This is a genomic window from Methylorubrum pseudosasae, assembly GCF_029504475.1.
Classification (GTDB): domain Bacteria; phylum Pseudomonadota; class Alphaproteobacteria; order Rhizobiales; family Beijerinckiaceae; genus Methylobacterium; species Methylobacterium extorquens.
The window spans coordinates 48,396-74,991 of sequence record NZ_JAQGDU010000002.1; the positions used below are offsets into that span (position 1 = coordinate 48,396).

The following is a 26,596-nucleotide window of genomic DNA, read 5'->3' on the forward strand; positions in this document are numbered from 1 at the left end:
GTGCCATCCGCTGACGCCGCATACGAGAACGGAAGGTTCTGCATGAGCCGCGCTTGGACCGTACGCCTTCTCCTCTGCGCCGGCCTGCTCGGCCTCGCGGCGGGATCGGCGAGGGCGGAGGAAATCTTCGTCTCGAACGAGCGCGACAACACCGTCTCGGTGATCGACGGGACCTCGCTCGAGGTGGTCCGTTTCTTCTCCGTCGGCCGGCGCCCGCGCGGGCTCACCTTCTCCCGCGACGGCCGCACGCTCTACGTCTGCGCCAGCGATTCCGACGCGGTGCAGGTGATCGACCCCGAGACGGGGGCGCTACGCCACAACCTGCCCTCCGGCGAGGATCCGGAGCAGTTCGCGCTGGCGCCCGACGACCGCACCCTGTTCATCGCCAACGAGGAGAACGCCACCACCACGGTCGTGGACGCGCAGACGCGCAAGGTTCTGGCCCAGATCGATGTCGGCATCGAGCCCGAGGGCATGGCGGTGAGCCCGGACGGCAAGATCGCCGTCACCACCTCCGAGACTACCAACATGGTCCACTGGATCGACGTGCCGACGTTGAGCGCCACCGACGCGACCCCGGTGGGCCAGCGCCCGCGCGCCGCCGCCTTCTCGGCGGACGGACGGATGCTATGGGCCTCCTCCGAGATCGGCGGCACCGTCGCGGTGATCGACACTGCCAGCCGCAAGGTGGTCGAGACCATCGAATTCGCGGTGAAGGGCATTGCCGCCGACCGGCTCCAGCCGGTGGGCATCACCCTGACCCGGGACGGGCGCTTCGCCTTCGTCGCGCTCGGCCCCTCCGACCGCGTCGCGGTGATCGACGCCAAGACCTACAAGGTCTTGAACTACATCCTCGTCGGACGCCGGGTCTGGCAGCTTGCGATGACGCCGGACGAGTCGCGGCTGTTCACGACCAACGGCGTCTCGGGCGACGTCACCGTGATCGACGTGGCGACCCAGCGCCCGATCCGCAGCGTCAAGGTCGGCCGCTTCCCCTGGGGCGTGGCCGTGCGCCCGGCCGCCGGCACGCCCGAGCGGGCCGCGGGCGCCGCCCCGTGACGCGATCTGGACGCGGCGACATCGCATCGAACGTCCTGCGGTCAGCGCTGCTCGCACTGCTTGCCCTGCTCCTGGCCGTCCCGTTGGCCACGGCGGGCACCCTCGACCGGGCCGGGATGGAGCGCCACTTTCCCGCGCCGCTCGTCGTCGGCGAGCGCGACGCGACGCTGCCGGTCTGGCCGATCCTGAAGCAGGAGGCCGGCAGCTACGAAGTCTTCGCCTACGCCTTCGAGTCGATCGACCTTGCGCCGATCCCCGGCTTCGGCGGCACGCCCCCCGACCTCCTCGTGGCGCTCGCTCCCGACGGCACGTTCCGCGACGTGAAGGTGATCTCCCACCACGAGCCGGTGTTTCTGGAAGGGCTCGGCTCGGAGCCGCTCTTCGCTTTCGTGGAGCAGTATGTCGGCCTGTCCGCCCGCCGCCCGATCCGGGTCGGGCGCCCGAACGCCCGCGGCTCGGGCGCCGCGCCGCAGACCACGGTCGACGGCATCTCGATGGCCACCGCCTCGACGCGGGTGATCAACGAATCGATCCTCGCCGCCTCCCTCGCGGTCGCGCGGGCAAAGCTCGGCTTCGGGGCCGCCAATCTCGGCCTGAAGGTCGAGGCGCGGCCCGATACCGGCGAAGCCCTGACGGTGGCCGAGTTGACCGCGCGCGGCTGGCTCCGGCGGCTGACCGTCACCAACGAACAGGCCGAGACCGCCTTCCGCGACGCGGGCGTGGCGGGCGGGGGTGACGGCCCGGTCGAGGCGCCGCTGGTCGACCTGAGCTTCGCCGACCTCAACGTGCCGGCGATCGGCCGTACCCTGTTCGGGGCCGAACGCTTCGCCGCCCTGACCCGCGAACTCGGGCCCGGCGATCACGCGGTGCTGGTGGTGAGCCACGGCGCCGAGAACCCGCTCGGGGACGAGTTCGTGCTCGGCTCAATCCCCGACCGGCTGACGGTGACGCAAGGCGGCCTCGCCGTGAACGCGCGCGACATGGCGATCGAGCGCCGTGGAGCCGCCCCCGGCCTGCCGGACGGACCCTGGACCATCCTTCGCATCACCGGGGCCGCGGGCTTCGATCCGTCCGCGCCCTGGACGCTGAGCGCGAAGATCGTGCGCGAGCGCGGCCAGATCTTTCCGGAAAAAATCGCGCGCGAGTTCTCCGCCGATTACGCGCTCCCGGCCGAGCTGTTCATCCGCGAGGCGGCGGAGGCGGGGCCGAGCTGGACCGATCCGTGGCGGGCGCGCGGCGTCGAACTCGGCGTGATCACCCTGGCCCTTGCCGGCCTGGTGCCGGTGCTGGCGCGCCAGCGCGGCCTCGTGGCGGACCGGCGCCGCTTTCCGGTGTTCCGGCTCGCCTACCTCGCCTTCACGCTGCTCTTCATCGGCTGGTACGCCCAGGCGCAGCTCTCCATCGTGACGCTCGTCGGCCTCGTGCGTGCCGCGACCGTGACGCACGACCTCACCTTCCTGCTCTACGACCCGCCCTCGCTGCTGCTCTGGGCCTTCGTCATTGCCACCCTGGTCGTCTGGGGGCGCGGCACGTTCTGCGGCTGGCTCTGCCCGTTCGGCGCCTTGCAGGAATTTTTTGCGTGGTTGGCCAAGCCCCTGCGCATCCGGCCGGTCGCGGTACCGCCGCGGCTCGACCGCGCCTTGCGGCAGGTGAAATACGTCCTGCTCGCCGGCATCCTCATTGCTGCCGCCGCGGGCTCGCCGCTCGCCGATAGCCTGTCCGAGGCCGAGCCGTTCAAGACGGCGATTACCCTGTACTTCGTGCGAGCTTGGCCGTTCGTCGCCTACGCGCTCGGCCTGCTCGTCCTCAACCTGTTCATCTACAAGGGGTTCTGCCGCTACCTGTGTCCGCTCGGCGCGAGTCTCGCCGTCCTCGGGCGCCTTCGGCTGCTCGATTGGATTCCGCGCAGGGCCGAATGCGGCAGCCCATGTCAGCTCTGCAAGGTGCGCTGCCGCTACGGGGCGATCCGCCCCGACGGCCGGATCGACTATCCCGAGTGCTTCCAGTGCATGGATTGCGTCACGATCATCCGCGATCCCGGTCAATGCGTGCCGGAGGTGCTGGCGCGCCGACGCGGAAAGCGGATCGTGCCGCAGCCGGTCGCGGCGGAGTGAGGCCATGCCGGTGACTGCACGCACGCCCCGCCGCCGCGTCCTCCTCGGCATGGCCGGGCTCGCCGCCCTGGCGGGTTTCGGCGGCCCGGCCGCTTTCCGCATGCTGGCCGCGGAGCGAGGATTGACGACCCGCACCCTCGCCGGGATCGCCTTCGGCGCCACCGTCGCGCTCACCGCCGCCGGTCCCGACCCGGCCGCGCTCGACGCCGCCCTCTCCGACGGGTTTGCCGCGATGCGCGCGGTCGAGGCCGCCGCGAGCCTGTTTCGCGCCGACAGCGCCCTCTCGCGCCTCAACCGCGACGGGCGGCTCGACGCACCGCCGGCTGACCTCACGGCGATGTTGGGCTTCGCCCTCGACCTCGCGGAGCGGACCGGCGGGGCGTTCGATCCCACCGTGCAGCCGCTCTGGCCGGCCTGGGCCGGTGCCGCTGCTCGCGGAGAACAGCCGGATCCGCAGACCCTGCAAGACGCCGTCGCCCGGATCGGCTGGCGCCGCGTTGCGCTGAGGCCGGAGCGTATCGTCTTGGAGCCCGGCACGGCGCTGACGCTGAACGCCCTGATCCAGGGCTACGCCGCCGATCGGGTGATGGCGGCTCTGCGGGCGCAGGGCATCACGGACGCCTTCGTCGATACCGGCGAGTTCGGCGCCATCGGCGCGCATCCCGACGGCACGCCGTGGCAGCTCGGCATCGCCGACCCGCGCCGGCCCGAGACACTGACGGCGACGCTCACCCCGTTCTCGGGCTTTGCCGCGACCTCGGGGGATTACGCCATGAGCTTCTCGCCCGACCGCGCCGACCACCACATCTTCGATCCCACCACCGGACGCTCGCCGCGCGGCCTCGCTTCCGTGACCGTCACGGCCGAAACCGGTCTCCTCGCGGACGGCCTGTCCACGGCCTGCATGGTGCTCGGACCCGAGGCAGGCGGGCGGCTCGTGGCGCAGTGGCCGGGCTGCTCCGTCCGCTTCGTCGGCAAAGCCTGATCGCGAGCACCGATGATGCGCCCCCTCCGATCCGGCCTCCGCAGAGACCTTGCAAGGACGCTTCGCCGTGTCGTCCGATCCGGCTTCGCGGCCACGACAGCGCTCCTGATCGGCCCGACCGCCGACGGCGCCAGGGCCGAACCGGCGGGCGCGGCGGCAGTCGCCCTCGTCGTCTCCGTCGACGTATCGCAATCGGTCGATGACAGCCGCTTCGTTCTGCAGATGGAGGGCATCGCCGAGGCTTTGGAGGATCCGGGCGTGATCGCGGCGATGACCGGCCATCCCGGCGGCACGCTCTTCGCCATGGTCACCTGGGCCGACCGCGCGGGCCTCGCCGTGGGCTGGCGGCGGATCGCCAGCCGTGCCGACGCGTTCGCAGCCGCGTCCCAGGTCCGTGTCACGCCCCGGCAATCGGGCGAGTTCACCTGCCTCGGCCAGATGTTCCGCACCGTGACCGCAAGCGTCCTTCCGGCGATGCCGGTTCCGGCGGAGCGGATCGTCGTGGACGTTTCGGGCGACGGCATCGACAACTGCACCGATCCCGAGAATCTCGAAACGGAGCGGACGGCGCTTCTGGCGGCCGGCGCCACGATCAACGGCCTGCCGATCCTGGTCCCGGGCGAGAACGACGTCGTCGGTGCCGGCGCCTACCGGGCTCCGGGCTACGGACTTCGGGCCACGCCGCTCCCGCAGGAGCGCACGGATCTGACGCAGTGGTACAGGTCCCACGTCGTGGCCGGTCCCGGCGCCTTTCTCCTGAAAGCGGCAGGCTACGGCGACTTCTCGCGGGCCCTGCGGCGGAAGTTCGTGATCGAAGTCAGCGGCCTCGCGCCGGGGCGGCGCGACGAGTGACCCGGTTTCGTCAGCGCTCGCAATCAGGCGACGGGTTCAAGCGAAACGGGATTTCGCGGAACGCCCTGCCGTTCGGAGCAGGAAAGGTCCTCGGTACGAGGGCGATCCAGGGGCCAAGGTCGGCGGCCGGCAAAAGCCCGCCGCCATGGCCGACATTCCCGCGCCGTCCCGTCAGGCGACGTTTCGGACAGGTTGGCGCGCCTGCCTGACGGCCTGGGGGATGAGCTCGATCAGCCCGGTGACCTCGCCGGAGGGGCGGGCCGGGCTGTAGAGGAAGCCCTGCGCGCTGTTGCAGCGCCGCAGCCGGAGCAGTTCCGCCTGCTGCTCCGTCTCGACGCCCTCGACGGTGACGTCGATCCTGAGGTCGCCCGCGATGACCATGATCGCCTTGATCACGGCCAGGCATTCCGGCCGGCTGCTCAGGTCGCGCACGAAGGCCCGGTCGATCTTGATCTTGTCGACAGGGTATTGGGTCAGATAGCTCAGCGACGAGTAGCCAGTCCCGAAATCGTCGAGAGCGATCCGCACCCCCTTCGCACGCAGCGCCTGAAGGTTTTCCAGGACATGCGGCGTGTTGGCGAGGAAGATCGACTCCGTGATCTCGATCTCGAGCCGCTCCGGCGCGAGCCCTGTCGCGTCGAGGACCGCCTCGACCTCCTGGAAGAAGTCGGGGAGACGGAAGTGGGTCGATGAGATGTTCACGGCAACCCGCATCGGCACAGGCCATGTCAGGGCTTCCGCACAGGCCGTCCGCAAGGCCCAGCGCCCGATCGTGATGACGAAGCCGGTGCTCTCGGCAATCGGGATCAGCTCGGCGGGCGAGACGGGGCCGAGGCCGGGCCGGGTCCAGCGCAGCAACGCCTCGCATCCCACGACCTCCCCGTCCTGCAGGCTCACGAGCGGCTGGTAGTGCAGCTCCATCTCGCCATTCGTCAGGCCGGCCCGCATGGCGCTGTCCAGCTCCCGCCAGCGCTGGACGCGGCGTTCGAGGTCGGCCTCGAAGCATTGCCAGCGGCCCCTGCCGGCCTCCTTGGCGGTATAGAGGGCGAGGTCGGCCTTCCGCATCAGGTCCTGAAGCTCGGTCGCGTCCTGCGGTGCCCGTGCGATCCCGATGCTGACGCCGATCTCGGCCTGCATGCCCTCGATGAGGTAGGGCCGGTGCAGGGACGCGATGACGGCCTCGGCCAGGATTTCCGCCTCCGCGCTCTCCCGGCCACGGTGCAGGATTGCGAACTCGTCGCCGCCGAGGCGGAACACTTGCGCGTTCGCATCGACGCTGGCGCACAGGCGGTCGGCGACCTGCCGCAGGAGGTCGTCACCCGCACAATGGCCGGCCGTGTCGTTGACCTTCTTGAAGCCGTCGAGGTCGAGATACAGCAGGTGGACGCGTGGGCCTCCGCTCATGGAGGCCGTGCAGGCCTCCCCCGCCACATCGTGGAAAACGGCCCGGTTCGACAGTCCCGTCAGAGGGTCGCGCGTGGCGAGATAGGCGATGTGGGCGTCCGCCTCCCGGCGCTGCGTCACGTCGGAGCCGACGCCGCGGAACCCCGCTAAGGTCCCGCGCTGATCGGTGAAGGGCTTGCCGCTCAACGCGAGCCACCGCAGGCCGGTCGGGGTCTCGATCGCGACGAGGCACTCGTGGAAGGCCTTGCCCTGCCGAAGATGGCCGAGCAGGTCGGTGGTCCGATCCTCGTCCCGGTCCTCCCCGGCACGGAGCAGATCCCGGAACGAACTGCGCTGAAGCTGCTCGATCGGGCAGCCCAGAGCGTCGGCCATCCGCGGCGACACGTGCTGGAAACGGCCGGTTTCGTTCGTCTCCCAGAGCCAGTCGCTCGTGTTTTCCTCGAACTCGTTGAGGAGAAGGCCGATGGTCTCGCTCTGATCCTCGACGCGGACGCGGTCGAGGATGCGCTGACGCGAGAGGCGGCTCATCCGGTGGACACTCACCCCGACGAAGGTCGCGTAGACGAGGAGCAGGACGGCGATGCTCAGAGCAATCGGCTCACCGCTGCGGGCCAGCCCGATGAAGCTGCCGACGATTACCGGAATCGCGAAGAGGTAGGAGACCGACAGGAGCGGCCCGACCACGTAGGCGTCCGAGATCAGGCCGGCGGCGATACTGACGACGAGCAGCCGCTCGTCGCTGCTGGCTGAGCAGAAGAGCACGACCGGCATGGTGGCCCAGGCCAGACCCAGTGCGAGAGCGAGCCCGGCGGAGATCCGGTAGCCGCGCCCGACGCCGACCTCGGTGACGGCGTCGCCGTAGAGGCGCTGGTAGAGCCAGGTCGTGTAGATGGTCGCCGCGATCACCACGGTGACGACGGCGAGCAGACCAAGCAGATAGGCACGCGGCGCCGAATCCCAGAAGAAGTAGGCGACCGCGACCGCGATGATCAGGTGGGTGACAGCGGAGTAGTTGGCGAGCTTCAAGGTCTCGTCGAGCAATCCGGCGCGAACCTGCAGGCTGTAGCGCGCCGGCAGCCCGTCGAGCGTGTCGATGCGCCGAAGCCGATTGATCAAGGCACTGAAGCTCTGCGTCGATGTCGTGGTGTCGTCCGATGTCGTCGTGCCGTCGCGGCGCATCTCGGGGACGGGATCAGTGGGCATGACGCGGGACAACTTTCATCTTCATGCCGCCCTTGGGCCGAAGCGTCACACGAAACTGCGTCGCCGGCATCTCCGCCTTCGCGGGCACGAAGCGGAAGGCTGGCAGAAGCGTGGCGAGGATGACGAGACACTCCGTCAGCGCGAGGCCCATGCCGATGCAGACGCGCGGCCCGGCGCCGAACGGCAGGTAGGCGTAGCGATCGCGCGAAGCCGTCAACTCCGGTGCGAAGCGATCCGGATCGAAGACATCCGGCCGGTCCCACAGCGATTGGTGCCGGTGTAGGGCATAGACGGGCACATGCACCGATTCCCCGGCCGGGATGACCGTGTCGCCGAGGCGAACCTCCTCCGCCGTCCGACGGACGATCAGCGGTGCCGGCGGGTACAGGCGCATCACTTCGAGGACGACCTGTCGGGTGAAGGCGAGCCGGTCCAGCGCCTCGGGGGCCGGATCCGCACCAAGGCCTGCGATCTCTTCGAGGATGCGAGCCTCGACCGCCGGGTGGTCGGCCAGCACCCGCAAGGTCCATGTCAGGGCCAGCGCCGTGGTCTCGTGGCCGGCTGCGACGAAGGTCAGCAGGTTGTCGATCAGGCTCTCGTCGGACAGGCGTTCCCCCGTCTCCGGGTCCTTCGCCTGCAACAACAGGCCGAGGAGGTCGGCACCGGGTTCGCCGCGCGCACGACGCCGTTCGACCGTTCGCGCCACCTCGCTCCTGAGATAACGGACCGCCCTCGCTCCCGCCCGCGCCCCCGGATGCGGCATCCAGGCCGGCGCCCGCAACATCGAGAGCGCGATCTTCCAGGGGGTCTGGCCGAGATAGGCGTCGATCGCCCGTCCGAACGGCTCGACCTTCAACTGGCTGTCGCCCGATACCATCGTCGCGACGATGACGTCGAAGGTGGTGCGCATCATCTCCGGCAGGATGTCCCGCTCGCCGTCGAAGGGCGCATCCGCGGATTGGTGAGCGGACATCTGGCCGAGCCAGCGCAGGCGCGTGGCGTGGGCGGCCTCCGCCATGGCGGGGATGAAGGCCTTAACCCGGTCCGGCCGGAACATCGGGGCTGCCGTTCTACGCTGCCCTCGCCAGTGCGGGCCGTCCGCCGTCAGGATACCGGACCCGAGGGCGGGCGCCAGCGCCCGCAGCATGAAAGGCTCGCGCTCCAGAGCTCCGGCCTGATCGACGATCAGGCTGCGGATATGCCCGGGCGCGCAGACATACGTCGTCCGCTGGCCGAGGAAGCGCGTTGTCACGAGCGGGCGCGTGTAAACCTCGTCCGGCCACGCCTCGATCAGGCTGCGAAGCATCGTGGCAAGCACGGACGGCAACGCGACCGCCTCGGCGAGCGCCTCCTGAAGCGGCGGACCGCCCGCCTCGCATACCCGAAACGTTCCTGCGGATGACATATCGGCAACCTCTCCGTCGCGACCCTCCGCCACCATCGTTAAGTTTTTCGCAGTTCGTCCCTCGCGGATACGGTCAGACCGGACATTATTTCGACGACGAATTCATGTGATGAACGTTCGATTGACGCACTGCGCTCCGTAATAAACCTCACGTTACGCTCGGCTGCCGGATGGAAACCTTACCCGACGTGCGCTTTGGGTATCTTGCGTCTCCAAGGATATAATTTAGCATATTGCGCTTCGAAAACTTGGATTGTGCTGTTGATCGCCGTGGAAGATCGTGGACAGCACCAGATCAGGGCGGAACGTGAAAGGCCTGAATTGAGTTTTTGGCGAAAACTCGCTTGATGCACGGCGGCGAACGTTTCCTCACGCCGCGGCAAGCGATACGGTCCGCTCACGCTTCGGTGCCGCCGATCAGGCTCGGCCGGACAGGTTCGCTCATGACGACGTGATCCTCCTGCGGTAAGGGTCGAGCCAATCCGTCGCCGTCTGTTCGGGGGCGCCCACGGAAAGGATCGTTCGTGGCCTCTGTTCTGGCCTCCATTGCCAAGCATGCCTTCGTCGTCGACGGCGGCGAGGTCGGCCGACTTGTCCGCTCGCGGGATTGGTCCGCGACCCCGCTCGGGCCGATTGAGGGGTGGCCGCCGACCCTGAAGACCGCGGTCAACATCATGCTCACGTCGCCGGGCCCGGTCTCGATCCTCTGGGGGCCTGAGCGCGTCCAGATCTACAACGACGCGTACATTCCGATCGCGGCGGAGCGGCACCCGGACGCGCTTGGCCAGCCAGTGGCCCAGAATTGGAGCGACGCTTACGAGGCGTTCCTCGCCCCCATCCTCGATCGTGTGTTCGATGGCGAGACGGTCCGGATCGACGAGTATGCGGTGCCGCTGCGGACGCCGTCAGGGCGTGTCGAGCAGCGGTTCTTCACCGGCAGCTTTCAGCCCCTGCATGATGAGACCGGGACGGTCGAAGGTGTCTTTCATCCGCTCTCTGAAGTGACCGGCAACAAGGCAGCCGCAGAAGACCAGCGCCGCGCCGAACAGGCGCTGCGCGAGAGCGAAACTCGCTACCGACAGATCGTCGAAGGTGCCGAAGACTACGCGATCGTGCGCCTCGACGATCGCGGGATCATCACCACGTGGAACACGGGCGCGGAGCGTCTCACGGGCTTTACGGAGCGCGATGCGATCGGGCAGCCCGGAGATATCCTGTTCACCCCCGAAGATCGGGCCCTGGGCCGGACTGAGGCCGAGTTGAACCGGGCGAGGAGCGAGGGGCGAGCGCTGAACGAACGCTGGCACATGCGCAAGGACGGCAGCCGGTTCTGGGCGTCGGGGCTCATGATGCGTCTCGACGCGGACGGCGGCAGCTATCTCAACATGTTCCGCGACCGAACCGCCGAGCACGAGGCCGAGGCGGCGCTGGCCGCCGAAGTCGCGGCGCTCGGGCGGCTGCAGGAGGTGAGCACCCGGCTGGTCGGCGATGAGGCTCCGCAGGCGCTCTACGACGCGATCCTGACCGCCGCCGCCGACCTGATGGGGTCCGAATGCGCAAGCATCCAGATGCTGGATGCAGCCGGTGACCTCAAGCTCTTGGCGCACCGCGGCTACGACCCGCGCTCGGCGGCGTATTGGCAGACGGTCGACGCGCGGTCCGAGAGCACGTGCGGCCTTGCGATGACGACGGGCGAGCGCGTGATCGTGCCCGACGTGGAGGATAGCGGCCTCGCCCACCGCAGCGGCGACCTTCAGTCCTACCGCTGGACGGGGATGCGCGCGATCCAGACGACGCCGCTGTTGTCACGTTCGGGCAAGCCCATCGGCATGATTTCGACGCACTGGAAACAGCCGTACACGCCTCCGGAGCGCGACCTCAAGCTCTTCGACGTGCTCGCCCGCCAAGCGGCCGACGCGATCGAACGGACGACGGCTCAGGCAAACTTGCGCGAAAGCGAGGCGAGGCAGGCGTTCCTGCTCTCGCTCTCGGACGCGATGCGCTCGCTCAAGACGCCGGCGGACATCGCCTCGCTGGCGGCCGAGCGTCTCGCCGAGCGTTTCAACCTGAGCCGGGTGTTCTACGCCGAGTTCTTCGGCAGCCTGATGCGGGTCGAGCGCGACTATACGAGGGGGGTCGGCTCGCTCGTCGGTGAGCACGACCTGGCGGCGTTCGGACCGGACCTGCTGCGCGCCTATCACGATAGCCCGATCGTCAAGGTCGATGACGTCCGCACGGACCTGCGGTTCAGTGAGGACGCGCGATCGGGGCTCCTTGCCCGGCAAGTCGGGGCCTACCTCGATGTGGTGCTGTTCGAGCACGAGCGGTGGGTGAGCGTGCTTGCCTTGCAGAGCGCCAAACCCCGGACTTGGACATCCTCCGAAGAGGGTTTGTTCCGGGAGGTCGGCGAGCGCGTCAAAGCCGCCATCGAACGCGCGCGCGCCGAGGATCGGCTTCGCGAGCTGAACGACACGCTCGAGCGGCGGGTCGCCGAGGCGCTTGCCGAGCGTAACATGCTCGCAAAGCTCGTCGAGATGACCGACGTCATGATCATGGCGATCGATCTCGACTACAACATCCTTGCCATCAATGCCGCGAATGCCGACGAGTTCGAGCGCATCTACGGTGTACGCCCGAAGGCAGGCGACAACATCTTGGCGCTGCTCGCCGACCAGCCGGAGCACCAGGAGCAGGTGCGGATTGGCTGGGCCCAGGGCATGCGCGGCGAGCCGGTCACCTTCGTTGAGGATTATGGCGACCCGACCCGTGTCCGCCCCTATTACGAGGTGAACTTCCGGCCCCTACGCGACGAAAGCGGCGAGCTGGTCGGCTTCTACCAATTTGTGACCGACGTCACGGACCGCTTGCGCCGGGAGGCGCAACTCGCCGAGGCGCATGACGCCCTGCGCCAGTCGCAGAAGATGGAGGCGATGGGGCAGCTGACCGGCGGCGTCGCGCACGACTTCAACAATCTGCTGACGCCGATCATCGGCTCGCTCGACATGCTGCAACGAAAGCAGCTCGGAAATGAGCGCGAGCAGCGCCTGATCGCCGGTGCGATGCAATCGGCCGAGCGGGCGAAGACGCTGGTCCAGCGGCTGCTCGCGTTTGCGCGTCGTCAACCGCTGCAGCCGGTGCCGGTCGATGTGGCGAAGCTGGTCACCGGCATGGGCGAACTGGTCGCGAGCACCACCGGTCCGCAGATCAAGATTGTGGTGGAGGCCCCGGACGGCCTGCCGCCGGCCAAGGCCGACCCGAACCAGCTCGAAATGGCGCTTTTGAACCTTGCCGTGAATGCGCGGGATGCCATGATGGAGGGCGGCGGCACGCTCCGCATCTCGACCCGGGTGGAAGACGTAAGAGCGGGTCATCGTACCAAGCTACGGCCCGGCCCGTACCTTTGCTTGTCGGTCGCTGACACGGGCACGGGCATGGACGAGGCGACGATTGCGCGCGCCGTCGAGCCGTTCTTCTCGACCAAAGGCGTCGGCAAGGGGACGGGTCTCGGACTTTCGATGGTGCATGGGCTTGCGTCCCAGCTCGGCGGCGCACTCGTGATCCAGAGCCGACCCGGGCTCGGCACCAATATCGAGCTGTGGCTGCCGCAAAGCACGGCGGGGCAAGAAGCGGTCAGGCCCGCGGCTGGGACGTCCGAGCTGCCGGCGACGCGCGGAACGGCGCTGCTCGTCGACGACGAGGAAGTCGTGCGGATCAGCACGGCGGATATGCTGACCGATCTGGGCTACGCGGTGGTGGAAGCCACCTCCGCGGAGGAGGCTCTCCGTCTTGTCAACACGGGCGAGCACTTCGACCTTCTCGTGACCGATCACCTGATGCCGGGCATGAGCGGAACCGACTTGGCCCGCGCGATACGGACGGCCAAACCTGGCATGCCCGTCCTGCTGGTGTCCGGCTACGCCGAGCGCGAGGGCGTGGACCCAGACCTGGCGCGGCTGAACAAGCCGTTCCGAAAGGACGAGCTCGCCTCGAGTCTCGCCCAGCTCATGACCGAACATTGATCGACGGCGTTTTCCGGCGCGCACCCAGAGCCGTATCCGACCTGATGGCATCGGGAAGGCGTCTCTCGGTCTTCGTTTTGATGCGCGTTCTTTCGACGAACCGGTGGCCACTTCGCCGGAATGCGCTCTCAGCGGGCATGCACGGCGGTTTGACGTAGCGCGACAGGTCGGAGCAGGAAGTCGGAAGCTTGCACGCACTCTTCGAAGTCGTCCGCCGCCCAGACTCGCATCAAATCGAGCGAACGATCGTGGCGCTGGGCAAGCCCACGCAGCGCTCCGCGCGAGATACGCTTGTGCGACCTGCCGCTTGAACGCCGCGCTGTGAGTCCGATCGCGAGCGATGATTTCGCCTCGTCCGGAAGCCCAGCGCGGCAGGTCAGGCGCACATCGAGAGCCGTCTATCCCAAAGGACGCCGACCGGGACGCATACCGACGAACGGACGCGTTATCGCCCGTTTGCCGACTCTTGGCGGCTCGCCAGGATCAGGCCGTGGGGCACCCAGTCATAGGGCTGCACGTACTCTCCGCGGGCAAGCTTCATGGCGTCGATCGCCGCTTGGGAGCCCTGCATCTGGGCATCCTGAAGGACACTGACTCACAGCTCACCGCTCTTCACCGCCGCGATCCCGTCCGACGTTCCGTCGACGCCGCCGACCAGGACCTTGCCCGACAGGCCGGCCGCTTTGAGAGCGGCCGCTGCGCCGAGCGCCATCTCGTCGTTGTTGGCGGCGATGGCGTCGAGCTTCAGGCCGCTTTGCAGCCAAGCCCTCACCTGATCCTGCGCCTGCTGCCGGTTCCAATTGGCACTCGCCTCCGCCAGGAGGCTCAACCTGGGCCGTTGCCCCAGGATCTCCTTCATGCCGGCGGTGCGCTCCTGGGCGGCGTTGTCGCTGTCCTTGCCCCGCAGGATCGCCACGTTGCCGCGATCCCCGAGGCGCTCCGCGAGCAGCCGCATCTGCACCCGGCCCGCGACGAGATGGTTCGCGCTGACGATCGCCATCCGTTTGGTCACCGCGCCGCTCGGACGCCTGTTGACGAACACCAGCGGGATTCCGGCCGCCGTGGCCATCTCCCGGATCGTCTGGGCGCTGGTGTCGTCGACGGGGTTGACGATCAGGGCCGCCGGCTTCGCCTCGAGGGCGGCCCGGGCCTGAGCGATCTGGGTGCCACTGCTGCCGGCCGCCTGCGCCACGTCGACCGAGGCGGATAACTTGGACGCGGCTGTGCTGACGAGGGAGGCCTGCAGGCTGTCGAGAAAACGGTCACCAGCCTCGGGCATCAGGAGGGCGATTCTTGTTTCGGCGGCGGCAGCCGGTGCGGCGAGCGCGGTCAGCAGCAGGGCGGCGGGAAGACGTCGGGTGAGTTGCTTCATGGCGAGCCTCGAAGGGGAGCGGTGAGCGTCAGGCGGCGCGGACGGTGTCGAGGAAGGACTGCACCTGTCGGCGCAGCTGGTCGGAATGCTGGGCGACATCGTCCGAGGCACCCAACACCTGCGAGGCGCCCGTGCCGGTTTCCTCCGCGTTGCTCGCCACGCCGGTGATGTTGGCGGTGACCTCACCGATGCCGCTTGAGGCCTGGGCGATGGCCTGAACGATCTCGCGCGTCGCCGCTCCCTGCTCCTCGACGGCCGAGGCGATGGCGGTTGACGTCTCATTGATCGAGCGGATCGAGATCGAGATGCCGCCGATTGCCGAGGCGGTGCGGCCGGTCGAGGATTGGATCGCCTCGATCTTGGCGGTGATCTCGCCAGCCGCCCGGGAGGTCTGGTTGGCGAGTTCCTTCACCTCCGAGGCCACGACCGCGAAGCCGCGGCCGGCTTCCCCGGCCCGCGCGGCCTCGATCGTGGCGTTGAGCGCCAGCAGGTTGGTCTGGCCGGCCAAGCTCGCGATGGTGTCGACCACGTCGCCGATGCTGGTGGCCACGCCCGTCAGCTCGTTCACCAGCGTGCTCACCCCCTCCGCCTCCCGGACGGCGGCCTGCGACATCGCCGAGGAGCGCTCGACCTGGACGCCGATCTCGGTCACCGAGGCATCGAGTTCCTCGGCGGCACCTGCGATCGATTGAATGTTGACGGAGGCTTCCTCGGTCGCCGCGGAGACCGCCACGGCGCGCGCCGAGGTGGCCTCGGCCGACACCGAGAGAAGGCGGGCGGTCGTCTGCATCTGCACGGCCGCCGAGGAGACGGCGGTGACGATGCCGCCGACCGACTGATCGAACACGTCCGCCATCTGCCGCATGGCAACCCGGCGCTGTTCCTCCGCCCCGGCTCGCTGGGCAGCCACCTCGGCTTCGAGGGCCTTGTTGCGGATCATGTTGTCTTTGAAGACCTGGACCGCGACCGCCATCTGGCCGATCTCGTCGCGGCGGCGCTGTTCGGGCACCTCGACGCCGATATCGTCATCCGCGAGGCGGCCCATCACGGTCGTCATGCGCCCGATCGGCTTGGAGATCGTCAGCGTCAGAAGCCAGCCGGCCAGGGTGCAGAGCGCTAGCAGGCAGGCCAGGGCCGCGAGGATCCAGAACCGAGCCGAGGTGCGGATCTCCTGGGCTGCGGCCGTGGCCGCCTCGACCTCCTGCTGACGATAGGCCTGCACGGCCCGCGCCGCGGCGTAGAAGCTGGCAGCCTCCGAGAGCATGTCGCCCTGCAGCACGGCGGTTCCGGTCTCGGTCAGGCCGGCCTTGTCGAGGATGAGGATCTCCTCCTCGACCGCCAGGAAGTGCTGCCAGGCGGTGCGCAGGGTCTCGGCGAGCTGGGTCTCGCGCGCGCCCTCGACCAGGGCGGTGTAGTCGCCCCATGCCTTGGAGAAGGCGATGCGGCTGTCCTCGGCTTCCTGCGCATAGGCACTGCGCTGCGTCCCACCCGGGGGGCCGTAGTGCTGCAGCGCCGTCAGCGCTCGGAGCTGCTGGCTGAGGCGGGCGAGGTCGCCGAGCAGCGTCACGGCCTCGACTTGGCGGGCCAGCGCCATGCCGATCGCCGAGACCTGATCGACCTTGAGGATCGCAAAGCCGCCGGTGAGGCCGGACAGCACCACGAGGAGCGCGAACGTTCCGCTAATCTTCGATGTGATGGAGCGCAGATTGATCGAGCGGAGTCTCTTGCCGGTCGGCATGACAGTGAATCCTCGGAAAGATGTATTCGTCTGAGCTGTTATTGTGAGGCTGTGAATTGTATGAAGTCGTCACGGTCACGTTGCTGCGCCGGGCCGATGGCTGTCTTGGTCAGAACGTGACACCGCTCTTGACGCCGAAGACGAGGATGTCGGCCCGTTCGGCGACGCCGCCGGGACGGTGGATGAACTGGATGTTCGGCCGGACCACCACGTCCGGAGAGAGGGCGAGGCTGTAGAAGACCTCGAGCGCGCGCTCGTATCCGGGGACCGGCCGGAAGCCGCCATCGAGCAGGTTCGCCGTTTGGATGCTCTGAGCGAGCGAACGGCTGGCATGCGACTGGCCGATGCCGATGCCGATCCAGTCGAGGGGGCGCTCCGCCCAGAAGCCCTTGTAGACGAGGCCGATCGTTTCCTGCCGGTCGATGACCGAGGTCGAGGCGTTCGCCAGCGTGACGCGGACGAAGACGGAGAGGTTGCGCAGCGCGTTGTCGGGATCGGGCCGGTAGAGTTCCTGCACGGCCACGCCGTAGACGCCGCTGCGGTCGCGGTTGGCGATCGGAAGCCCGCCGGCCGACGTCAGGGGCAGGCCGTCGCGGTTGAGGAAGAGGTCGGGGCCGCCGCCGGTCTGGTACCACGCACCGACCGTGTAGCTCCCGCGATAGGTGAAAGGCGGGAGCGTCGGGAAGGCGGCGGCCTCGACGATGGCCAGCGCACCGTTGGCGCCGGTGGGATCGAAGTTGAAGCCGTCTTCGAGGTCGCGCGGATTGACCTGATAGACGCCGGCCATGAGGTAGCCGGTGTCGAGATTGCCGACCCGCAGGCGGGCGGCATATTGCGAGACCGGCCAGTTGTACCAGTAATTGCCGACGAGGTTGCCGGGCTGGTTGCCGCAGAAGGTCAGGTTCTGGAACTCGCAGGGAAAGCCGGCGAAGTCAGCGCTGACGGGCAGGCGGCCGAACTTGAGATCGACGAACTCGCTGAAGCGCTGCGTGTAGGAGAGTTGAGTCAGGCGCGGGAAGCGACCGCGGCCGAAGATCTCCTCGGTCTGCTGGAGCACGTCGAGGCGCTGGTCCGCAGTGAGGCCGCGACCGAAGCGGTAGGTCAGGGCGAGGTTGAAGGTGCCGCCCGCAAGGCCGGCGAAGCGGTCCATGTCCACCGCGGCGCGCAGGGCAAGCTGTCCGGCACCGCGCAGGGACTGATAGGGACCGCCCTGGATATTGGTCGAGGTCTGGTAGTCGAAGCTGCCATCCGTGCGGATGCCGGCGCGGAGGAGGTCGTCGCGCAGGCCTCCGAAATTGCCCAGCACGCCCCATTGCGGCGTGGCGCTCAGGGTGTCGAGGCTGCCGGGTGGGGTCGGGCGGGCCGAATCCGCCGTCGAGGGGCGCGCCAAAGACGGGATGGTATCGAAGGCCGGTCGTCCCGGCACGGAGGGACGGCGCTGGCGCGAAATTGAGCCGCCGCTCTCGGCAGGGGGAACGGACCCGATTTCGGGACCGGCCTGCGCGAGGGCAGGGGCGTTCCCTGACGCGATGAGGTGCACCATCGCAAGCGAGAGCGACAGAACGAGGCATCTTCCTGGGGGCGTCATCGTCTTCACTATCCGGGCAGTAGGCCGATCTATGCAGTGATCCGGATGGAGTTTTACAGATCCGCCCTCTCTAAAAGCGGAAACTGCAGTACTGCATAAGGCCAGCAGCTCAAAGCTGCTATACATATGTCCTCCTTAACTTGTGCTAATGAAATGTTTCGGCCGGTTATTGTTTTTGCTTGAGTCAAGGTGCTGGATAGACGGAATTATAATGTGATACTGATCGGTATTGCTGCTTATATTTCAATCAAATCTGTAGATCGCCCGATCTGAGATAGGGCCTGCTCGGTCAGGTCGTCCCTTGCCCAACCAATCGCCGTATGGCGGCGATCTGAATCAGCCTTGGAGCGAAGGGTTCGCCCGGCGCGCGACCGGGCGTCGGCTCACGGTGCCGGATGGGGCGCACGCCCGACGGCATTCAGGTTGAGGGTCTTGCGGGTGCCGGCGACGGCCTCGGCGGTGACCGGCGGCGCGGAATTGCCCCAGCTGTTGCGGATGTAGGTCAGAGCAGCGGCGATCTGCTGGTCCGACAGGTTCCAGGCGAAGGACGGCATCGCCGCCCCCGTCGGGTTCTCGCTCGTGATGGCGCCGCGGGCGCCCGCGAGCACGGTCCGGACGATGCCGGCGACTTCGTGCGACTGGATGGCGCTGTTGCCGGGGAAGCTCGGCGTCATGTGCCGGATCCCGGTGCCGTCGGAGGCGTGGCACGCCTTGCACTGCGAGTCGAAGACGCGCTTGCCCTGGGCCATGACGGGACCGGTGACGGTGGCGCGCGGCGTCTCGGTCGCGGGGCCCGGCGGTAGGGTCTGGAGATAATCGGCGATGGCAGCGAGGTCGGCGTCGGTCAGGTGCTGAGTCGAGTTCGTCACCGCCTCGGCCATCGGCCCCGAGGCGACCGCCATCCGGTTGCTGCCGATCTTGAGATACTGGATGATGTCATCCTTCGACCAGTCGCCGATGCCGCCGGCCTTGCTCGTGGTGATGTCCGGGGCGTACCACGATTGCAGAACCTCGCCGTGATAGGCCTTGCTGGTCTTGTCGCCGCCGAGGACGTTCTTCGGCGTGTGGCAGGCGCCGCAATGGGCGAGGGCATCGGAGAGGTAGGCGCCGCGGTTCCAGATGGCGGATCGGTCGGCCCGCGGCTCGAACCGCTTCTGCTCGAAGAACAGCAGGTTCCAGCCCATCAGCAGGGCGCGGATGTTGAAGGGGAAGGGGAGCTGGTTGGTGACGACGGCGTTGCGGACCGGCGGCACCGTCTTCATGTAGAGCCACAGGTCGTGAACGTCCTGATCGGACATCTTGGTGTAGCTCGTATACGGCATCGCCGGGTACAGGTGCTGCCCGTCCTTGCCGAGCCCCTCGCGCAGGGCGCGCGTGAACTCCGCCTCGGTCCAGCGGCCGATGCCGGTCTCCTCGTCCGAGGTGATGTTGCTCGAGAGCAGCGTGCCGAACGGCGTCTCCAGAGCATAGCCGCCGGAGAACGGCTTCCCGCTCTTCGGATTGCTGTGGCAGGCGACGCAGTCGGCGGCGACCGCGATGTAGCGCCCGCGCTCGATCGCGGGATCGGGCTCCGTCTTCGGCGCCTCCACCACCTGAGGCGTATCGACGTCGTTCTTCTGAACCGGGGCCGGCTCGGTCTCGGCCGAGGCGACGAGGCCGAGCGGCAGGCAGAGCGCAAGCGCCGCCGTGGCGAGGAGGGTGCGGAAGCGCAAGGTCACGGTCGTCACCTCAATTCGCCACCAGCGGACCGCGCTTGTCGAGATACGTCTCGATGATCGCCTTCGCAGTCCAGAGCGTCAGGGCGCCGACCGTTCCGGTCGGGTTGTAGCCGGCGTTGTTGGGAAAGGACGACGCGCCGAGGACGAAGACGTTGTGCACGTCCCAGCTCTGCTGGAAGCGGTTCAGCGCGCTGGTCTTCGGATCGAGCCCCATCACGGCCCCGCCATTGGTGTGGTCGCTGGCGAGCTGATAGGGCGAGGCGTGCTGGTTGGTCGCGTTGGTGCCGACGACGACCTTCGCCCCCATCTTCCGGCCGATCTCGACGCTCTTGTCCTCGATCAGCTTCGCCGAGCGGCGGTCGTTCTCGTTGTAATCGTAGGTCAGGCGCAGCAGCGGCAGGCCGTGGATGTCCTTGTACTCGGGGTCGAGGTCGAGGAAGGCGTCCGTGTGCGCGAAGCTCGTGCCCTGGCCGAAGATGAAGGTCCCGTTCTGGAAGCTGTGGGTGTAGGCCTTCTTCCAGTCGCTGCCCCAACGGGGCGTTCCGGGCGGGACGAAGTCGGCATTGCCGATCGGGCGGGCGCCGCGGGAGACAACGAGGATGCCGGCGCCGCCGATGAAGCCCATGCCGGCATGATCGAAGTTGTCGCCGTTGAAGTCGTCGACCTGGGCCGACAGCGCGCCGGCGCCGATGAACTGGTTCAGGTACTCGTTATCGAAGAAGATATTCGCGCCGGACACGGTCTGGAAGCTGTAGGCCCGGCCGACGACGCCTTCCCCGGACGCGTGATCGTAGGGCTTGCCGATCTTCGAGAGCAGCATCAGCCGGACGTTCTGCATCTGGAAGGCGGAGAAGACGACGATGTCGGCCGGCTGCTCCCAGGTCCGGTTGTCCTTGTCGACATAGGTCACGCCGGTGGCGGTCTTGCCGTCGGGTGCGAGGTTGGCGCGCAGGACCGTGGACTCGGTGAGAACGCTGAAGTTCTCGCGCTGCATCAGCGCCGGGACGACGCAGTTGTTGGGCGTCGATTTCGACCAGTTGCCGCAGCCGTAATACAGGCAGTAGCCGCAATAGGTGCACGGCCCCATCCGGATGCCGAGCGGGTTGGTGTAGGCCGCCGAGGTCTGGCCCGCCGGGACCATGAAGGGATGATAGCCGAGGCTGGCCGAAGCCTCGGTGAACAGGTCGGTCAGGCGGGTCGTCTTGAGCGGCGGCAGCGGATACTCGTCCGATCGCGCGCCCTCGAAGATGTTGCCGCCGGGAATCTTCTCGCCCTTGAGGTTGCCGGCCTTGCCGGAGACGCCGGCGATCTTCTCGAACCGGTCGTAGAAGGGTTCGAGGTCGTCGTAGGTCACGCCCCAATCCTGCACGATCAGGCCGTCGAGGAGCTGCTCGGCGCCGTAGCGCTGGACGGTCATGCTGTAGGGTTGGAAATCGAACGGCAGGAAGCGCCACGCCATGCCGGCCCAGTGGGTGCCGGACCCGCCGACGTTGTAGCCCCATTCGTTGAAGTTCCAGTCCCGCGCGGGCAGCGCCTTCTGGGACGGGTCGTTGCGGAAGGTGATGGTCTCGATCGCCGGCGGCAGCAGCATCGCCCGCCGCGTGTCCCAGCGCAGCTCGTCCATGTCGACGGAGGGCGGGAAGTCGACGGCCGTCTCGACCCAGGGACCGCGCTCGATGGCGACGACGGTGAGGCCGGCCCGGGTCAGTTCCTCGGCCATGAGCGAGCCGCACCAGCCGAGTCCGACGATTACGGCATCTACTTTTGGGCGAACGTTGGTCATCTCGGACGACAGCTTTCAGAACGACCGAAGGGCAGAGATCAAAGGGACTTGTCGATCATGCTGACCGGAACGAAGTCGAGCTTCTTTCCCTTCAAGTCGATGACGTCGCGGAAGTCGTACTGTGCTCCGGGAAAGCCGAGCATCCGCCAACTGACCAAGTCCTTGTTGCCGCCGTAGAGCGGGTCGGCGAGGAAGCCCTCGCGGACATTCTGCAGAATTTGCTCGAACATCTCCTTCGCATCGACCGGGTCGAGATCGAGCGTTCCGGCCTCCATTGCCGAGAGGATCTTGTCCTGTTCGGCCGGCGGCAGGTTCGCGTATCCCTTGCCGTGGGCGGCGCGGCAGTGGCGGTCGAGGGCGGCGAGGCCGAGCCGGTAACGGTCGGCCGGAGCGAGGGGAGACTGGATGCCCTGCTCGGCGGTCCCCTTGACGAAGCGGCCGAGGCGGTACTGCGTCGCCGCCCGGCCGTAGGGGCCGGCGAGTTCACGGTCGATGAAGCGGGCGCAGCCCGCCTCCTTGCCGCCGACGCTCAGGTCGTCCGCCGGGACGATCCGATCGGCCATGGCGCCGATGGCTTCGGCCTCCGCGGGGGTGAAGAAGGCCCAGCGCTCCGGACCGGGTTCGGGCAGAGGCGGAACATTGGCCTGACCCGGTTCCCAGGGCATCTCGCCGCTGAGTTCCGCGGCCTGCGCGGCAGAGGCGTTGCCAGCAAGAGCCGCCACCGAGGCGAGTATCTGCCTTCTGTTCATACGTCCCCCGTGTCGACAATTCAGTCGACATGCGCACGGCCTTGAGAGTGCGACGCGCATTATCGCTCACCTGCCGGAAGCGCGATGCGATCCGGAGCAAGCAATAAGGTCGGGCGTCACATAAGACTTGAGAACGTGAGTGCGCGCAGCGTCAGCGGCACGCTAGGCAGTTACGGCAGCGTCATCATTGTGCCGGAACCGCCTGACCTCTCGTTGAATTATCATATCTATAAATCAAGCCCGCGTGGCGGTCTCTTGCCGAAACGGACATGGTGTTTCTCCGCGCCGGCGGAAATCCGGCGCCGGTGCGTCGCGGCCCGTCCTCACACGGCAAGACAGTCTGATCCCGTCGACGTGAGATCCGCGCGGCGCCGGGCGGTTGACGGCCGGGGCGTCCCTGCTCCGGCAACCGATCGCCTGCGGTCCGGTACCGCAAATCGGAGATCCACGCCGTCACCGGTAGGGGTGACCGGCTCGATGTCGGGATCGCAGCTTTCTTCGCGACGGACCCCACGAGGTCACGCGATCAAGCTCGTCGAGCCGGATAGGGGCATCTTCACCGGGTGCTCGCTCGGAGCGCGGTGTGCCTGACCGGCCGCGCGCTCCTGCCTGACGGCTCTCGCCCAGCGCGCAAGTGTCCCTTGCTCCGACCGCCAGCAACCAATGATTCCGCCTCCTCTTTCCCTCCCCATGGCGCCCCCGAATTTCACCCGTCGATCCGCGCTTGCTGCGCTTGCCGCCAGCGGAGTTCTGCCTTCCATGTCGATGACCACCGCACCGGAGGCGAACGCCGCCTCCGCGCAGACGCCTGTCCTCACGGTCGCGGCGCAGTCCCGCTGGCTATGCAACGGCGTCGCCGCCGCGCCGGACGGCACGTTGTTCCTCGGCCTGCCGCGCTTTCCCGACCACACCGAGACACCCTCCCTGGTCAGGGTCGAGCCGGACGGGGCCCTGTCGCCGTTCCCCGGTGGGACGTGGAACGCCTGGAGCCAGGGCAAGGACGGGCGCGACGCCTTCGTCATGGTCAACGCCATCCACGTCTTCAACGATGGGACGCTGTGGGTCGTTGATCAGGGTGCGGTGGGCGGACGCGCCGTGCCGGGGGCCCAGAAGATCGTCCGCCTCGATCCCCGCACCGGGACCGTGCTCGCGGTGCTCCGCTTCGGTGACGGCATCCTGCCGGCCGGCGCGACGATGAACGACCTGCGCCTGCACGACCACATGCTCTACGTCACCGATTCCGGGCTCGGCGGCATCATCGTCCACGATCTGGCGGCGAACCGGACCCTGCGCCGGCTCTCCGGTCATCCGCTGCTGCGCAAGCCCGACGGCGCGGCGCAGAAGGGGCAGGCCGGCCGCATCCTGGCCGATGCCGCCGGCCGCCGCCCGGCGGTCGCCAGCGACATGATCGAACTCGATGCCGACGGGGCCTGGCTCTACTGGGCGACGCCGACCGGGCCGGTCCGCCGGATCGCGACGGCCCTGCTCGCGGACGAGACCCTGACGGATGCCGAACTCGCGGCAGCGATCCAGACCATCGCCGAGATCCCGACCATCGGCGGCACCGCGATGGACACGCTGGGCAACCTCTACCTGTCCGATGCCGAGAACCGCCGGATCGCCGTGCTGACGCCGCAGGGGCGAATGCTGACGCTGGTGCAGGACGACCGGCTGGCCTCGCCCGACGCGTTGTTCATCGACGGGCAGCGGTGCCTCTGCATCCCGGCTTCCCAGCTCGAGAACCTCGCCGCCAACACCGGGGGAGACGACCGCACGCGGGCCCCCTGGCAGGTCTTCTCCCTGCCACTGCCGCGGGAGCTCGCCGGCATCCGGCTCGGCGACGCGGTGACCGGCCGCCCGCCGTCACGAGGCCTGTCCGACATCTACGGCATCGAGCATGTCGCGATGACGGTCCCGGACATGGAGGCGGCGATCCGCTTCCTTGAGAAGGCCTTCGGCGCGACGCTGCTCTACCGCCACCTCAAGCTGACGGACCAGCCGCTCACGGCGGCCGATGTCGGCCGGATCAATGGCCTGCCGGAGACCGCGACCATGCGCGGCGCCTGTCAGATGCGCCTCGGCAACGGGGCGAATATCGAGCTGTTCCAGCTCACAGGGATCGGCCGCACCGAGGCGGCGGGGATCAACGACATCGGCCTCAACCATTTCGGCATGGTCGTGGACGACATCGCCCAGGCGACGAAGCGGTTCGCGGCCGCGGGCGGGACGCTGCTCGAAGGCCCCAACGACCTCGGCCTCAACGAGACCGGGGCGGGCAACCAGCTCTGGTTCGGCCGGATGCCGTGGGGCACCTGGGTCGAGTTCATGACCTTCCGCTCGCCGCTCCGCTACGACGCCGGCGCGACCCAGGAGCGCCGGTTCCCGGCCCGCGGCTGATCCGGGCACAGGTGTCGGCCCGGGCCGGCACCGACTTGCGCGCGATCGGTCGACGCGAAGCAGAACTGGCAGGATCGCTGATCCGCCAACCTACGGCTCGACCGGACGGGAGGCTATGCGCGAGAGACGTGCCCGACCACGTTGGATCCGATCACGCCCCCAAGTCTTTGCTGCGACAAGTCTTTGCTGTGACCCGCTTTCTTTCGCCGACGCCAACCACTTCGTTGGAAAGCGCTCTAAGGTCGCGGCGCGGCGTCCCGGCGATCCAGCAGGTACGACACCGCCCAGATCGCGAAGCCCGAGAGGGCGAGGCCCATGCCGACCAGACCCGTCGCCGGTAGGCCGAACCCGGCCGCCAACGCGAGGCCGGCCAACCACGGTCCGAGCGCGTTGGCGGTGTTGAAGGCGGAGTGATTCAGGGCCGCCGCCATCGTCTGCGCCTCCTCGGCCACGTCCATCAACCGAGCCTGCAGCAGGCTCGACAGGCCGCCGCCGGAGCCGATCAGGAACGCCGCCGCCACCATGGTCCAGAGGTTCCCGGTTGAGACGGGGTAGAGGGCGAGTGCGCCGGCGCTCCACAGGAGCGTGAAGCCGATCGCCGGCATCAGGGCCCGGTCGCCGGCCCAGGCGCAGACGAAGGTTCCGGCGGTGAGGCCGAGGCCGAACACCGCGAGCACCGCAGGGATCGCCGAAGGGGAGGATTGCGTCACCTCGAGCAGGGTCGAGGCGAGATAGGTATAGACCGCGAACAGGCCACCGAAGCCGACGGCACCGGTCATCAGGGTGAGCCAGACCTGCCCCCGCTTCAGGGCGCCGAGTTCGCGCAAGGCGCTGGCGCCCTGGACGGGCTGGCCGAGGGGCGCGAAGAGCTGCACCAGGATCGCCGTGAGGGTGGCGAGCGCCGCCACGAGGGCGAAGCTCCAGCGCCAGCCGACGGCCTGTCCGATGCCGTTGGCGAGCGGCACGCCGACCATGGTGGCCACCGACAGGCCGAGGATCACCCGCGAGACCGCCTGCGTCCGGCGCTCCCGCGGCACGAGCGAGGCGGCCACCAGGGAAGCCACGCCGAAATAGGCGCCGTGCGGCAGCCCGGCGATGAAGCGGAAGGCCAGCATCCAGCCGTAGTCCGGCGCGAGCGCCGAGAGGGCGTTGCCGGCGGCGAAGAGCAGCATGAGGACGACGAGCAGCGTGCGGCGGGCGAAGCGCGCGGCCAGGACCGCGATCAGCGGCGCGCCGACCACCACGCCCAGCGCGTAGGCGCTGATGACGTGGCTGGCCGTTGGCGCATCGATACCGAGTTCCGGGGCGAAGGCCGGCAGCAGGCTCATCGCGGCGAATTCGGTGGTGCCGATGGCAAAGCCCCCGACCGCGAGGGCGAGCAGAACGATGCTGGGATGGCGCCCCCGCTCGGCACGCGCAGGCAGCGCCTCCTCGGGAGCCTCTGTATCGCGAGGGCGGTTCTCGGTCGTCTCGGTCAGGGTCATCGTGGATCGCTTGCAAGCGCCAAGCCCCGACGCGACCGCGGCTCCAGGCTAGGCAGAGGTGACGAAAAGAGGGCGAGCGGGACGGACCGGGCGTCGGTTACGCCCGATCCGTCCCGGCCTCGTCTCTCCCGGTGCAGCTTCGGCCCGCTGCCGCTCAGTTCAGCGGCGACTTGTCCTTGCCCCGGCCCGGATTGGAGGTGTTCACGAGGTCCGGCGGGGCTTGCGCCGGCAGGCTCTGGACCTGTCGCGCCGTATCGATGCGCTTCGTGCGGGTGAACGGCTCGAGCCGAACCGGGCCACCGCTCTCCAGCGCCTTCAGGATGCCCTCGATCACGCGCAGGTCGGCGTAGCCTTCCTCGGCATCGGGCTCGGGATCGGTGCCGTTGAGGATGCAATCGGAGAAGTATTTCAGCTCGCCGCCGAAATGGTCGGTGTTCTCGAAGCTCTCGTGGCTCTTCTTCTCGCCGAGCGTCACCGTGCGCTCCAGCGGCTTGCCGTACATGTAGGCCGGATTGACCTCGACGCTGCCCTCGGTGCCGACCACGGCGTAGCTGTCCAGCACGTTGCCGTAATAGGACAGCACGAACTGCGCGAGGCGGTTGTTCGGAAAGCGCAGCGTCACCGCGACCGTGTCGTCGAAATCGCCGAACCCAGCCTCCGGGTGGCGCACGCCGACGGCCGAGACCACCTCGGTCGGCTCGTCGCCGAACAGGAAGCGGACGGCGT

At 68.3% G+C, this 26,596-nt stretch carries 17 protein-coding genes; 6 read left to right on the forward strand and 11 right to left on the reverse strand.

The features are described from left to right. The first annotated feature begins 42 nt into the window (after positions 1 to 42). The 4 genes from M2437_RS01090 to M2437_RS01105 are packed head-to-tail and all read left to right on the forward strand — an operon-like array spanning position 43 to position 5,010. Positions 43 to 1,059, forward strand: coding sequence for a YVTN family beta-propeller repeat protein (locus M2437_RS01090; RefSeq protein WP_253389155.1), 1,017 nt, complete (start codon positions 43 to 45; stop codon positions 1,057 to 1,059). Then, positions 1,056 to 3,173, forward strand: a complete 2,118-nt coding sequence (locus tag M2437_RS01095; RefSeq protein WP_253389156.1) for a 4Fe-4S binding protein — start codon at positions 1,056 to 1,058, stop codon at positions 3,171 to 3,173. Before M2437_RS01090 ends, M2437_RS01095 begins: the two co-directional genes overlap by 4 nt. A 4-nt stretch (positions 3,174 to 3,177) precedes the next feature. Next, positions 3,178 to 4,158, forward strand: coding sequence for an FAD:protein FMN transferase (locus M2437_RS01100; protein WP_253389157.1), 981 nt, complete (start codon positions 3,178 to 3,180; stop codon positions 4,156 to 4,158). A 12-nt stretch (positions 4,159 to 4,170) separates the two neighbouring features. Then, complete coding sequence (locus M2437_RS01105; protein ID WP_253389158.1) at positions 4,171 to 5,010, forward strand: DUF1194 domain-containing protein; 840 nt, start codon at positions 4,171 to 4,173, stop codon at positions 5,008 to 5,010. 171 nt (positions 5,011 to 5,181) lie between these two features. Here M2437_RS01105 and M2437_RS01110 read toward each other — a convergent pair whose 3' ends face one another. Both M2437_RS01110 and M2437_RS01115 read right to left on the reverse strand, forming a co-directional pair. After that, positions 5,182 to 7,617 carry a putative bifunctional diguanylate cyclase/phosphodiesterase gene (locus M2437_RS01110; protein ID WP_253389159.1) on the reverse strand — a complete coding sequence of 812 codons (2,436 nt, stop codon included), beginning with the start codon at positions 7,615 to 7,617 and terminating at the stop codon, positions 5,182 to 5,184. Beyond that, entirely contained in the window at positions 7,607 to 9,022 is a 1,416-nt protein-coding gene (locus M2437_RS01115) for a cytochrome P450 (protein ID WP_253389160.1), read from the reverse strand. Before M2437_RS01115 ends, M2437_RS01110 begins: the two co-directional genes overlap by 11 nt. A gap of 524 nt (positions 9,023 to 9,546) precedes the next feature. On the opposite strand from M2437_RS01115, the gene M2437_RS01120 reads away from it, so the two are divergent. Beyond that, positions 9,547 to 13,041: a PAS domain S-box protein gene (locus tag M2437_RS01120; RefSeq protein ID WP_253389161.1), complete on the forward strand. Its 3,495-nt coding sequence runs from the start codon at positions 9,547 to 9,549 to the stop codon at positions 13,039 to 13,041. Between the two features lie 445 nt (positions 13,042 to 13,486). On the opposite strand, the gene M2437_RS01125 is transcribed toward M2437_RS01120, so the two are convergent. The 7 genes from M2437_RS01125 to M2437_RS01155 form a co-directional block, all read right to left on the reverse strand. After that, positions 13,487 to 13,612: a hypothetical protein gene (locus M2437_RS01125; protein ID WP_277570177.1), complete on the reverse strand. Its 126-nt coding sequence runs from the start codon at positions 13,610 to 13,612 to the stop codon at positions 13,487 to 13,489. Positions 13,613 to 13,636: 24 nt separating this feature from the next. Next, complete coding sequence (locus M2437_RS01130; protein WP_253389162.1) at positions 13,637 to 14,413, reverse strand: substrate-binding domain-containing protein; 777 nt, start codon at positions 14,411 to 14,413, stop codon at positions 13,637 to 13,639. 28 nt (positions 14,414 to 14,441) lie between these two features. Then, positions 14,442 to 16,151 carry a methyl-accepting chemotaxis protein gene (locus M2437_RS01135; protein ID WP_253389163.1) on the reverse strand — a complete coding sequence of 570 codons (1,710 nt, stop codon included), beginning with the start codon at positions 16,149 to 16,151 and terminating at the stop codon, positions 14,442 to 14,444. 109 nt (positions 16,152 to 16,260) lie between these two features. Beyond that, positions 16,261 to 17,577: a carbohydrate porin gene (locus tag M2437_RS01140; protein WP_253389164.1), complete on the reverse strand. Its 1,317-nt coding sequence runs from the start codon at positions 17,575 to 17,577 to the stop codon at positions 16,261 to 16,263. Positions 17,578 to 18,122: 545 nt separating this feature from the next. Continuing rightward, entirely contained in the window at positions 18,123 to 19,457 is a 1,335-nt protein-coding gene (locus tag M2437_RS01145; protein WP_277570178.1) for a cytochrome c, read from the reverse strand. A 10-nt stretch (positions 19,458 to 19,467) separates the two neighbouring features. Further along, positions 19,468 to 21,240 carry a GMC family oxidoreductase gene (locus M2437_RS01150; protein WP_253389166.1) on the reverse strand — a complete coding sequence of 591 codons (1,773 nt, stop codon included), beginning with the start codon at positions 21,238 to 21,240 and terminating at the stop codon, positions 19,468 to 19,470. Between the two features lie 38 nt (positions 21,241 to 21,278). After that, positions 21,279 to 21,989 (reverse strand): gluconate 2-dehydrogenase subunit 3 family protein, encoded by a 711-nt coding sequence (locus tag M2437_RS01155; RefSeq protein ID WP_182570229.1) that lies wholly within the window; start codon positions 21,987 to 21,989, stop codon positions 21,279 to 21,281. Between the two features lie 759 nt (positions 21,990 to 22,748). Between M2437_RS01155 and M2437_RS01160 the strand changes: the two genes are divergently transcribed. Next, complete coding sequence (locus M2437_RS01160) at positions 22,749 to 24,386, forward strand: L-dopachrome tautomerase-related protein (protein ID WP_253389168.1); 1,638 nt, start codon at positions 22,749 to 22,751, stop codon at positions 24,384 to 24,386. Between the two features lie 236 nt (positions 24,387 to 24,622). On the opposite strand, the gene M2437_RS01165 is transcribed toward M2437_RS01160, so the two are convergent. Both M2437_RS01165 and M2437_RS01170 read right to left on the reverse strand, forming a co-directional pair. Further along, positions 24,623 to 25,870, reverse strand: coding sequence for an MFS transporter (locus tag M2437_RS01165; protein WP_253389169.1), 1,248 nt, complete (start codon positions 25,868 to 25,870; stop codon positions 24,623 to 24,625). A gap of 154 nt (positions 25,871 to 26,024) precedes the next feature. Then, on the reverse strand, positions 26,025 to 26,558 hold the full coding sequence (locus tag M2437_RS01170; RefSeq protein WP_499006365.1) for a Gfo/Idh/MocA family oxidoreductase: 534 nt from the start codon (positions 26,556 to 26,558) through the stop codon (positions 26,025 to 26,027). Between the last annotated feature and the right edge of the window lie 38 nt (positions 26,559 to 26,596).

What these genes read in the sequence shown, in the direction of transcription:
- M2437_RS01150 (WP_253389166.1), bottom strand. Translation starts at nt 21,240, where the DNA reads ATGACCAACGTTCGCCCAAAAGTAGATGCCGTAATCGTCGGACTCGGC.
- M2437_RS01160 (WP_253389168.1), top strand. Translation starts at nt 22,749, where the DNA reads ATGTCGATGACCACCGCACCGGAGGCGAACGCCGCCTCCGCGCAGACG.
- M2437_RS01130 (WP_253389162.1), bottom strand. Translation starts at nt 14,413, where the DNA reads ATGAAGCAACTCACCCGACGTCTTCCCGCCGCCCTGCTGCTGACCGCG.
- M2437_RS01105 (WP_253389158.1), top strand. Translation starts at nt 4,171, where the DNA reads ATGATGCGCCCCCTCCGATCCGGCCTCCGCAGAGACCTTGCAAGGACG.
- M2437_RS01125 (WP_277570177.1), bottom strand. Translation starts at nt 13,612, where the DNA reads ATGCAGGGCTCCCAAGCGGCGATCGACGCCATGAAGCTTGCCCGCGGA.
- M2437_RS01110 (WP_253389159.1), bottom strand. Translation starts at nt 7,617, where the DNA reads ATGCCCACTGATCCCGTCCCCGAGATGCGCCGCGACGGCACGACGACA.
- M2437_RS01100 (WP_253389157.1), top strand. Translation starts at nt 3,178, where the DNA reads ATGCCGGTGACTGCACGCACGCCCCGCCGCCGCGTCCTCCTCGGCATG.
- M2437_RS01165 (WP_253389169.1), bottom strand. Translation starts at nt 25,870, where the DNA reads ATGACCCTGACCGAGACGACCGAGAACCGCCCTCGCGATACAGAGGCT.
- M2437_RS01155 (WP_182570229.1), bottom strand. Translation starts at nt 21,989, where the DNA reads ATGAACAGAAGGCAGATACTCGCCTCGGTGGCGGCTCTTGCTGGCAAC.
- M2437_RS01090 (WP_253389155.1), top strand. Translation starts at nt 43, where the DNA reads ATGAGCCGCGCTTGGACCGTACGCCTTCTCCTCTGCGCCGGCCTGCTC.
- M2437_RS01135 (WP_253389163.1), bottom strand. Translation starts at nt 16,151, where the DNA reads ATGCCGACCGGCAAGAGACTCCGCTCGATCAATCTGCGCTCCATCACA.
- M2437_RS01115 (WP_253389160.1), bottom strand. Translation starts at nt 9,022, where the DNA reads ATGTCATCCGCAGGAACGTTTCGGGTATGCGAGGCGGGCGGTCCGCCG.